8 protein-coding genes are annotated in these 11024 nt (G+C 60.7%); 2 read left to right on the top strand and 6 right to left on the bottom strand.

What is annotated here, in order from left to right; genetic code table 11:
- Positions 1–173: 173 nt before the first annotated feature.
- The 5 genes from BN1233_RS31430 to BN1233_RS31410 all read right to left on the bottom strand — a co-directional run bounded on the left by BN1233_RS31430 (position 174) and on the right by BN1233_RS31410 (position 8166).
- Positions 174–2543, bottom strand: coding sequence for a DUF2235 domain-containing protein (locus tag BN1233_RS31430; protein WP_046867608.1), 2370 nt, complete (start codon positions 2541–2543; stop codon positions 174–176).
- A 314-nt stretch (positions 2544–2857) separates the two neighbouring features.
- Positions 2858–4123, bottom strand: coding sequence for a peptidoglycan-binding protein (locus BN1233_RS31425; RefSeq protein WP_046867607.1), 1266 nt, complete (start codon positions 4121–4123; stop codon positions 2858–2860).
- A gap of 49 nt (positions 4124–4172) precedes the next feature.
- Positions 4173–5492, bottom strand: coding sequence for a C40 family peptidase (locus tag BN1233_RS43550; protein ID WP_052764004.1), 1320 nt, complete (start codon positions 5490–5492; stop codon positions 4173–4175).
- A gap of 451 nt (positions 5493–5943) precedes the next feature.
- Complete coding sequence (locus BN1233_RS31415) at positions 5944–6507, bottom strand: hypothetical protein (RefSeq protein ID WP_197094610.1); 564 nt, start codon at positions 6505–6507, stop codon at positions 5944–5946.
- A 276-nt stretch (positions 6508–6783) separates the two neighbouring features.
- Positions 6784–8166 carry a TRAFs-binding domain-containing protein gene (locus tag BN1233_RS31410; RefSeq protein WP_048709308.1) on the bottom strand — a complete coding sequence of 461 codons (1383 nt, stop codon included), beginning with the start codon at positions 8164–8166 and terminating at the stop codon, positions 6784–6786.
- Positions 8167–8481: 315 nt separating this feature from the next.
- Here BN1233_RS31410 and BN1233_RS31405 point away from each other — a divergent pair, with 315 nt between their 5' ends.
- Both BN1233_RS31405 and BN1233_RS31400 read left to right on the top strand, forming a co-directional pair.
- Positions 8482–9900, top strand: a complete 1419-nt coding sequence (locus BN1233_RS31405; RefSeq protein WP_046867606.1) for an alpha/beta fold hydrolase — start codon at positions 8482–8484, stop codon at positions 9898–9900.
- Entirely contained in the window at positions 9897–10085 is a 189-nt protein-coding gene (locus BN1233_RS31400) for a hypothetical protein (protein ID WP_046867605.1), read from the top strand. Before BN1233_RS31405 ends, BN1233_RS31400 begins: the two co-directional genes overlap by 4 nt.
- Before the next feature lie 117 nt (positions 10086–10202).
- On the opposite strand, the gene BN1233_RS31395 is transcribed toward BN1233_RS31400, so the two are convergent.
- Positions 10203–11024 (bottom strand): hypothetical protein (locus tag BN1233_RS31395; RefSeq protein WP_210168228.1); only part of this gene is annotated, 822 nt, incomplete at its 5' end.

The raw sequence follows: 11024 nt of genomic DNA, 5'->3' as shown, positions 1-11024 counted from the left end.
CCCCTTATAAGCGAGCCGCGAGAGCCACGCTGCTGCTCGAGCCGTGCCGATGCTGAGGCCCGAAGCAGCTGAAAAGCTTTCGAACGCGTCGTGTCTGTATCTCTCCTCTGGAAGTTCGACCAGCTTACTCATATTTTCTCCTCAAGTTCTCAGATCGATTAGCTGGAGCTGGCCTAGAGGGACGGCGTGTTAATCAGCTTCACTGTAACACGTGCCGAGCCTCGGTTATTATCGTAGAACCAATTATTGAAGTAAGGGGGAAAAACTGCGTCATTCACATAAAGGAAGAGTTCCCCCGAAGAACGCGCAACGATTTCGCTTTCGAATGTGATGTCAGCTGGCGATGCCCCTTTGCTGGCGTAAATCTCACGCTCTGGCAGTGACGGCTTCGAGTCGAGGGCGTAATCATCGGCGCCAATGTCTCCGATCCGCGCCATTGGTTTGAACCAAGGCTGTGTTAGGCGTCGCCGCAGCGGCACCGCCGCAGTCATCGGAATGGTCACGTCGTCCGGATGCACGCCGTTGGGACCGGCCGGAATTTTAAGCGTTTTGTCCATCCACCGATCCCCTCCAGGTATTGTAAAGTAGAGACGGTAGGTTCCACCTTTCACCAGCCTCAGGCCGGTTGGACTGCAAAGCGCCTTAGTTTGGAACTCGACTTGGGACGGACCGGACGCGACGTCCAACAGGGGCTCCCGACTAGCGATACAGATCGCGCCAGCGCTGTCCTGAATCGAGAATACGAGTCGGGTGACAAGGGCGAGCGCTCCATACCCGACTACGAGAAGGAAGGCCGCGGGCATAAGGGTGTGCGTAAGATGCCAGAACGCCTTTCGGTACCACTCTTTCGTCCTGAAACGTTGGATAGCGCGGTTAACCGCACCCGGCTCGGTCGGTGCTAGGGAGGTCCGCTCCGGCATGTTGGGGCTTGTGGCTGGGATTGAATACCAGATGGGACGCATGGCATCGCGGATGCGCCTTTCGCACCAGCTGCCGGACAGGAGACCAACTAGGATCAGCCCCCCAATTGCCAAGAGAACCACAGGGTGCGACGCGAAAGTGTCCGTCCAGGTAGCCGCGAAACCAGGCAACACGAAGGACAGGACGTTGATCCATTCCGATGTGAAGCAGAACGCCGACTCGCACGTCCCTTTTGGCAAGGGGGATTGATAAAGCGGGGCCAGAGCAAGTGCAACGGTGGCAAAGAGTGTCCCGAAATAGGCAAACCGTCGCCACCAAACCCAGTTGAAGACGTGTTCGCGTCTTACATCGTAGTCTGATTTTCGGCCAAGATTTGTCTTGAGGTACGTCTCGCCTGGCGTAATTTTTCCTCCGATCTCCGCCACGTCGAAGTCGGGTGGCAGCACGATTGGAGCGTAACCGTCCTGACCGACCTGGATGCGTCGAAGAACGCTCTCGTGAATTTTTATCCGATTGATCTTCACCTCGTCCGTATCGGTCAGGCGTTCGATTCGGCGCGGATTATACCGGTAGTAGCCGCCCAAGCCTCGACGGGAGTCATGGATCGGGCCATTCTCGTCGCTAAGCGCTCGGTAATCCTTCCAGATCTCGTCACAGAACCGCACGCCTGCCCTTTCTGCTCCGGCCATCATCCATTCGAGCGAAACGTAGCTCAAGCTGTCATCCGGGTACCCTCCACCCACATCGGAGTGGACGCCTGCGAACCAGACCTGTGATAGACGCTCATCCTGGATAGTCCCTGTCGACTTACCCTCGTTTGGCGCAGGGATGCCGGGCCGTTTTGGCGGATGCCCCTCATTCCACAACTGGGGATGAAATGTGTTGCGTTCGTCGTCCAGGGAGAGGGCGTGCATAGCCCGATTGACCCTCGGGCTCAGGTCCCGATCCGGCATCGACAGCGGCCAGATGTAATAATCGACGGCACGGGTGAGTTCGTCGATAGGAAGACCGTAGGCTGCCACAGTGTCCCAAATGCCGACGAATTCGACCTTGAGTTCCCCGTCGCCCACGAAATGTATGTTGTTGTTTTTATCATAAGTTCTGTAGGATTTGCGATCCAACCACTTGCTGAGCAATGCGCTCACATGATCCCGCAGCCAGCGGATAAAGACCACATGCGGTTGCGTCCGCCAGATGAATCGCTCTTTCCGAAATGCGCGATACGCATTGGCGACATCGCGCTTCAGGTCTGCCTCGCTCCCGGTATAGCGTACGATTCCCTGGTTCATGATTAGCCCGACCAGGACCCGTACCGTGAAGGCACCTCGGCTGAAGCCGAAGGCGTAAATTTTATCGCCTGGTCGGTAAGTTCGGCAGATAAAAGCGTAGAGATCGCGCACGTTGCGGGCTAGCCCCACACCGATCGCACCTCCCAGGACAGCTAATGGTTTGAATGACGAGGTTCCGACCCCATTGTCATAATAGGCGAACTGTCTTGGGTGTTGAGGGTCTTTAGGGTCGAAGAGGTCGACCGCTTTGTAGAGCCGCCACACGTTTGTCCTGAACAGCTTTCCCGAACTATTGCCTGTACCATCAGAAAAAACGAGAATGTTTCGATGCATTGCATCCACCTCGGGCCTTAAAGTATGTATATTACATTCATAGGCCAAATTTGTTGGTATCATGGGCTGAACGTTGGCTCATCCCTTTTCAGCTAGCGAGTCATGAGGTGCTCCACCGCGGCGGACGTTGTGACATCTCGCAAGTAGCGGGTGTTTTGCAGCCGTCCACGATTATTTCGACTCTCGCTAGGACGCTGAAACTGCAAGAAAAACACTGCCCCACCTGCCCGCTCTCGACAAGTAAGGACCGTTCCCGTGACAAAGCCGTTCAGAACTGCTCCTTTTAGCAACTTGCCGTGACAGAGCTCTACCGCTTATTTCGGCTTGGCGGCCATGATACCAAGTGTCTGGATCACTCTGTCGATTTTGGAAACGCCGCCCAGTGCACCGAAAGCCGTAATCAAAACAGTTGCAATTTGCCCGGCGGGTGTTGCCGCCCCTACGACGCCAACAGTCTTAAGGATTGCAAGCACCGCATAGGCCACCACGGCCAGTGCAGTCTTTTTCCCGGCCAGCGCTTCCCCACCGAGTACCCTGTCGATTGGTGAAAGTACCGGCGCTGTGACTACCGCTCCATCTGGCACAGAAACCGACTGCCTGCCCATCAGCGCACCAAGAAGGAGGCGCAGTACGTTGGCGGGCCCTTCTGGCGCACCCTCCAACGGAGGCCCATCATGTCCAGGCGCCTGTGCCTTCAGCGCACTGATAAGGGCCAGCAGGATGTCACGTGACTCCAGAGTGTCTCGCGCAGGAGCCTTCTGACCGGTCGCCAGCACCTGTAACGTGGCCTGGTCTGCCAAGCCGGTCGCCGGCAGGCGGCACGCAATCTGAAATGCCTTTACCGCGGCGGCTGTGTTGGGCCCAAAGTCACCGTCGATCTCACCGACCTGGAAGCCTTGACTTACAAGTGCAGCCTGCAACTGTCGTACGGCCTCGCCCTTCAATCCCATCCCGAGCACAGGCTCAACAGTTGAGTGCGAGACTGGCACTATGGCACCACCATCCAGCCGCACCAAAGAGTCGAGCCCCATCATCTGCTTTAAGATCGGCATCGTGCCGCACTGCTTGTCGACGGCTGCCGGATCGAAGTGGCCGTCAGACACGAATTTGCCGCGCGCGTAGTTGTTGGAGAACGACCAGAGGTACGGTGAGTTCATGCCACGGTTGCGGTAGCCAAAACCGTTGTATTTTTCAATCTCGAAGCACGCCCGCTCAATCGTCCATTTGCTGACCAGATGGAGCGAGTGCGGCGCCATGGTCAGTGCGTCGATCGCACTCTCTTCCCAGGAGGAAAATGGGCCGCGACCTCTCGGCACCAGATGCGTGATCTTGCCAGTGCCGATGATGCGCTCGCCATTGTGGAGAACGCCCGCAAAATTTGCGCTGGCTTCCCGCTGATGCAGCATCGCTATGATGAACCACGGCACCCGAGTAGCAGATTCAACTTGCTGGTAACGCGCCTTAGAACCGATCAGCCGGCTAGCGATCGCGTTGACCTCGGCAAGCCGCTCCGGGCGGATTGTCATCCGTTGCCAGCGATCGGCGTATTCGGCTCCCAGGTCCTCGAAACGGTGTGCCATGACTGAGCTTCTTGGTCCGTGCAGGAGGGACGTAGTACTCGTGCCTTGCTTACTTCGGCGATTTGGCGGCGATGATGCCGAGCATTTGCACCACCCGATCAATCTTGCCGAGAACACCGAGCCCGCCGAAAGAGGCGATCAACGTTGTGAGAATCTGACCAGTAGGGGTAGCAGTCGGGCCGGTAGCGGTACCAGCGACGTCGACGGACTGCAGGATGGCCAGAACGGCGTAAGCAAGGATCGCGAGGGGCGTTTTTTTTCCTGCCAGCGCCTCTCCACCAAGCAACTTGTCGATGGGGGATAACACCGGAGGCGCCGTCCCAGTCGGCGATTCAGGAGAAGGCGCAAGCGACTTGCCGGCGAGAGCACCAAGGACGACCTGCAAGAGCTGTGGGGTGTCGAGCCCTGTGCCGCTCTGCCCTGCCCCGCTGGTGACAGGCGGCGTTTGCTGCTTCGCCACAAAAGCTTCGAACAAGGCTCTGAGAATATCCTGCTGCATTGCCGCCCCTCCCCCTGTGCCATCCGCTCCAGGTCCCCGTGGCACAGGAGGAAGCAGCCCTTGTGGTACAGGCACAGGTACAGGCACGGGGTGGATTGGTTCCGACACGGCCAACCCTAGGGCCCGTAGGGTATGGTTGTCGGCAATGCCGGTAACGGGCAGGCCTTGCACGCTCTGAAAGCTGCTCACCGCTGCGGCCGTGCGGGGCCCGAACTCGCCATCGATGCTGCCGAGTTGAAAACCGCGGGCGGTGAGCGCATCCTGAAGCATGCGCACGCGTGGGCCGATGGCGCCCTCAGCCAGCACCTCCGTCGCGCGTGGTTCACGGGGCTCTGCCACGTCGGTGTCCGAAGTTGCAGCCGCTTCGAGCACGTGAGGCGGTGCACTGGCCGGATCGAGTGCAAGAATGTTGGGTAGCGTCGTGTTGGTAGGTAAGGGCGCGGTCTCGGTCGGCATCCGATAAGTGATCACACGGCTCTTGGGAAACCGCGCCGTTGTGACTGCGTTACCTTGATTTCCCCCCAAAACAAAGATGTGATCGTCATCATCGCGATCATAGAAAGCAACATGGCCCGTGTGGGCCGTGGGATCGCCACGTGTGAAGACGACGACGCAGCCGTGCTGCGGCTTACCCTTAAGATCCAGGCCAAAATTCTCATAGCTACGGGCGCCCAGGCTGCCCGAGCTGCGATAGCCCGAGAGCCGGAGGCAGGCTCCGACGAAAGCGGCGCACCATGGCGTCTCGTCGTCCTGAACCTTTGGATGCCCGGAAATCCGGAACATCTCAACGATCTTTGGGTTGTCGACGGCGCCGCGGACCTCGCTGATTCCTTTAAGAGAAGTCGCGACGATAAACCAGGGTGTAGACATGTGTCCCCCTACCTTTGCCGGCGCGCGAGGTTTCATCAGCTTACATCTATCATGTGTCCCGAGCCGCCTCATCCTCTGGGCACGAAAGAGAGGTGATCAGGTCTGCCATGACGCGCCGAGCCAATGTCTAATGATAATACAACAGCGACCTGCGTGTCGGTGTCCTATCGCACAAAGACAGGGAGTTACCGGATGCGCTCGCAACGCTCGATCCTGGGGCTGTCTGTGTGCAATCTGCCAAAGGAATGCTTAACCCGGCGAGGTGCAATCTGGGCCTAGGTCGGTATGACCCACCGGCTCTCCCCTACTCTCCCCGCTCGGTCGCTTCATGCCGGACGGATTTCTTTTTAGACCCGCAGACGGCCGGTCCGACCGTCTGCGGGCAATCCGCCAAGACGTGCTGCTCACACGACAGTTATCCCGCCTTACTGCCAAACCGGCAGATCCGAAATCATTGCGCAGGCTGCACGATCTCATAGGTGCAAGCGAACGCAGCCGCCGCAATCCTGTAGGTATCTCTGGCATCGCTTGCGTTGCGGACGATTGCATCTCCAGGGCGGGCGATCATCGGCTCTCCCCAGGGGGCCTCGAAGGTAAAGGTGTCATCCGCATCGCGAACGATGAAGTATCGCATCTCGACTCCGCGAGGGTGGTATGGGCGCCAGCCATCTGCGTCGGCGGGTCCTATCGGCCCCTCGTAGCGTTCCTTGAACTTCTCAGCGGTGACAAGGATCTCTTCATTTCCCGTCTCGGGGCAGCGGTTGCGCACGACCATGTCGCCCTCCCGAGCCGGAGGGCTCTGCGTCTCCTTTCCCTCGCCCGCGATGACCGTGACAACGACCTCACCGAGCCGAGCCGGCCGCACGTCCACGGGCTTGGTCTTGCGGGCAATTCCCACCCGTGCCTCGCGCTCCGCCTGAGCAAACAGTTCGGCAATATTGACGCGCTCTTCCGCCTCAGCCTGGCACAGACAGCAAGCCATCAGGATGGATCCGACGCACAGGCTCGTGCGCATGTCCGCCTCCGCTGCTCCAATGTATCTTCCATGAAGAACGTCAACGCGTTGCACAATACGAGGTGTTGTCTCGTGTCCGAGACGGGTAAACCACGCCGTGGTGGGCGGTATAGGCTGCGCCCGCTCTGCAACTCTTCTGGTCTGCGGTCGATTCTCTTCGCACAATCCGGGAGCCGTCGATGACATCCTGGCCAAGGTTCCGGCCGAAACCGACATCCCCTACAGCGGTGTGGTCTCGCTCCGATTCTCTGACAGAACCGACCGGAGCACCTAACGTTATTCTGAGGTTGGCACTGCAAGGGCTGCCTCAATCTCGCCGATCCAATCCGATCTGTCCTGACGGTTTTGGCGCGCCTCCCGGATGAGGCGCAGATTGCGGGCCGTGGTTTCCCGTTCCCATTCCTCACGAGCCAGCGCGAGCGCATCTCCCAAGGCCTGACCCGCCCGATCCTCGTCATTGGCCAGCACAGCGAGTTCGAGGCGCGTCGCATGATCCCAGTAGTCGGGTTTGCCGCTGGCGATCCGCCGCTCGACCGCGTAACTGACCACCGGCAACAACTGCTCACGCCTCGGATCGGGTGGGTCCTTCAGGTCCATCAGGGTGACGGCGTTCACGCCGGGGTAGGCGTCCCGCCAGTCCGTCTCGAAGCCGCGCAGATATGCGTCGATGGCCCTCTCGAGCAGGCCGCGGGCGAGAGGCCGGTTGCCAGCCTTGGCGGCCGCCTCCCAGCGGTCCTTGTAGACGCGCCCGAGTAGTCCATAGGTCTCGCTGCTCGGGCCTCGCTTCTGCAGCAGTTCGGTCAGGACCCGCTCGGCGTCCTCCCCGCGGCCGGCGCGGTTCAGCGCCAGCGCGAGTTGCTCCTGCACCATGACGGTTGCGGCAAGCGGTGGCGGCATGCGGGCCACGAGATCGATCATGGCCTGCCAGTCCTTGACGGCGCGATAGGACAGGAAAAGATCGATGGCGACCGCGGACTCCTGGGACGTGATGTCCTTGAGCTCCGTCTCGATGGCCCGGACCGCATCGGCACCTTGCCGCCGCGCGGCCGCCAAGCGTTCCTTCATGCGGTTGGAATAGGCCACGCGTTCCCGAAACACATCGGTCTTCAACCTCTGGATATCAGGGAAGCCCTCCACGAGCTGGAAGATCGGGCTGTCCGTGTCGGCATTGCGCGCCTCGAGGAGACGCCGCGTGACAGCGGGCATCACTGCCGTGGGCTCCGCGGGCTTGCCGTCTGCACTCAAGCGGTAGGGAATCGCGCGGAGGGGCGCGACATCGAACGGCAGCTGTGTACCGCCCTCGGCAAAGAGCAGAATTGTGCTCCAGGGGCGCACCGCATGGCGCACGCCGAGCTCATAGAACACATTCGCGTTCGCGGTCGTGAGGTCCGCAACCGCGAATTCGCACAGGATCAGCCGCTCAAACATCGGCTTGTGGATCACCCCGCCGGTCATCTCCTCGTCGGCTCGCAACGGCTCGAGGCCGGCCTGGTCGATTGCAGGGGCGATCAGCTCCTTATAGACGGCGTCGAAGTCGATCATCCCGCCACCGACGGACGGCTTCTGCCCAAATGGCATCAGCACGAAGCAAAGCGGGCGCTGGACGGCTAGATCGACGCTCCCGCTGGGGTTTTCGGGTGTGCTTGTGGTGTTTGTCATCGGCGGCCTTAATCGAAAGGGGTGAGACGTTTGCATGCGCTTGTCCTGACGCGATGGTGGCGCCCGGTAGGAAGGGCTTGGGTAGCCAGTGATTCAGCATGCCGATTACCAGGTGGGTCATCGCCCAATCTTAGCAGTGGCAGGCGCAGGAGGACACATGTTCGCCGAATATTACGAGGTGATGAGGGGGAAATTTCCCGGCGGGACTGGCTAGGCCTTGCTGGACCAACGCTCGACAACTTGACGGTACTATATGAGCAGTTATCCTACTATTTTGGTTGCGCCCGATGCTGTCGCGCCTCGGAGTGACGCCCAATGTTGTCGTTCCTGCCGCAATGGCTCCGTTTCTGGGAGCGACGGCCCATCCCGATCCAGGTTCCGCATCGGGCTACCGGCAGCGATGCAGCCTTCGTATTTCTGCACGGCTTTGGTGGCAACACCTCAACCACCTGGGGCAAGTTCCCCGATTTCCTCAAGAAGGACCCACGACTCAGGTCCTGGGACGTGTTCGGCCTAGGTTACCCCTCGACTCTGCGCATCGACATCCCCGGAATCTGGGCAGCCGATCCAAGTATTGACACGTTGGCGCTGAGCTTGCGTACGGCGCTCTCGCTTCCTCCGTTCGACCGCTGCCGGGCGATTGCGATCGCCGCACACAGCATGGGCGGTCTCGTGGTGCAACGCGCGCTGCTCGACGATCCGACGCTCGCGGACAAGGTCTCGCATCTGTTCCTGTTCGGGACGCCGAGCAACGGCCTGATCAAGGCGTGGTTCGGTAGGCTGTTCAAGCGGCAGTTCCGCGACATGCGCGCTGGCAGGCCGTTCATCACGAGGCTGCGCGAGGATTGGAACACTAGGTTCGGTGGTGGCACCAAATTCTTCTTCCGAGCAGTGGGCGGCAATCGAGACGAATTCGTCCCGATCGCGTCCTCGGTCGAGCCGTTCCCGGACGAAGTGCGTCGGTCCGTTACTGGCAACCACGTGGAGATCGTCAAGCCTGAGGCAGCGGATCACCCCAGCGTGTTGCTGGTCGTGCAGGGCCTAACCGGTGAAGGCGTGGCGCGAGACGTCATCGACAGCGCCCGACTTGCCGTCGAGCTCAAGCGATTTCGTGAAGCGGTTGATAGGCTTGAGGAGAATGCCGACAGGCTCGACCCCGATGCACTCGTCAGCCTCGCGCTCGCCTACGACGGATTGGGACAGGGCGCCAAGGCCCTCGCCGTGCTCGAGCAGCGGTACAAGGGGGGCATCAGCTCCACTGATGCGTTAGGCGTCCTCGGCGGAAGACTCAAGCGTCGCTGGCTTGTGGAGCGGAAGGCGGAGGATCTCGCGCGAGCGCGAGAACTCTACTCTGCAGGCCTCCGGCAGGCGGAAGAAGCTAAAGATTCCGCGCAAGCCTACTATCATGCGATCAATATCGCCTTCCTCGACCTCCTTGCCTCGTCGGCGAACTCCGCGCCGAACCCGAACGTCCGCGCGATGGCGGAGTGCGCGCTCGCACATTGCGCAACGGCCCCGGAGACCCATTGGCGGATTGCGACGGAGGCCGAGGCGGCGTTGATGCTGGGCAATCTCGACATGGCCTTGGAGCTGTACGGCCGTGCAATCGGGATGGCGGAGTCGCAGCGTGACGTCGAGTCAATGTACAGTCAGGCGGTGCGTGTCGCCGACCGCATGTTCGGCCGAAGGGCGGTCAAGCGCTTCGAGGAGCTCTCCGGGTTCCCGCGGCAATGACCCAGATGGTCTTCAACATCTCGACCGCTCTGCGGCGGTCCGCCGCCATTGTCGCCTTCAGCCCTGCGTTCCTTGATCTTCAGCAGGGCCTAGCTCTTGCCCTCGCGGTGGCTCCTCGCGAGGGCTTTTTCTATGTCAGGACCGATCGATCAGCTCACGAGTTCTCCGAAGCCCTCGCGGCATGAAGGAGCGATTACGCGCACCACTCTCCGAAGCGATCGAGATCACTCACCGAAGCGCGGATGTTGATCTGGTTGTCATTTCCCCTCCTCCGCCTCTTCAGCCGTCTCTCGCATCTTGCGTTATCGTCGGTTCATGCGAAGGCCGAGAGCGACATTCGGCGCGGTTTCGAGGGTTGAGGGTGGCATGCCTCCTGGCTGCCACTCACCGGAGCCGGGCTGGCGGGGTGATCCGAACCGGTAGCGCGGATCGAGGACGCTTCTCACTGCCTCCGGCGAGAGCGCAACCGGTGTCGCGGTCATGCGGATCCGCAGGGCCTCGAGATGCGCCTCGTGGAGATCCTCCTCGGTCTTTGGCGTGGGGCGGCGCTGGAAGGGGCGCGGCAACCGGCTCGCCGAAGTCACCCGCACCAGAGGTGTTTTAATTAAAACCCTATCCTTTACGGGTGACTTCAGAGTCGGCGTGCTCCGCACAGCATCTGTGGGGCGCGCCTGCGGCGCGGATTCCTGGGTTTTCGGGAAGAGGTCCGCAAACTCCATGCCAATCACGTAGACGTCGGCAGACCGGCGGAACGGGTTCTTGCGGCGCGGCGCCAGGGCCAGGACGATGAGCCCGATCTCGACGAGCGCCTTGGTGGCGGAGCGAATCTGGTTCTCGGTCAGGAGCGGCACCCGGCGCTCCTCATCCTCGATGACGACTACCTTCCGAAAGATCCTGGAGCGGCCGAGCGCCCGCCGGTCGAGCGGGAACTCCCGGAAGCCGTGCGGCCCATGCTGGCGCAGGATCCACAGCGCCAGGATCACACAGCGTTCGACGAAGTCGCGCCGGCGCGCAGAAAGCCGCTCGCGGATCATCGCCTCCGCGGTCTCGTAGATGTTGTCCATCATCTCCTCGGGTCTTGGACCCGCCGCGAGGAGGTGGACGCACATCAGACAAAGCTCGGG

Origin of the sequence: Microvirga massiliensis, from assembly GCF_001006805.1 — a bacterium.
In the GTDB taxonomy this organism is placed as follows: Bacteria; Pseudomonadota; Alphaproteobacteria; order Rhizobiales; family Beijerinckiaceae; genus Microvirga; species Microvirga massiliensis.
This window is presented reverse-complemented; position numbering and strand designations above follow the sequence as displayed.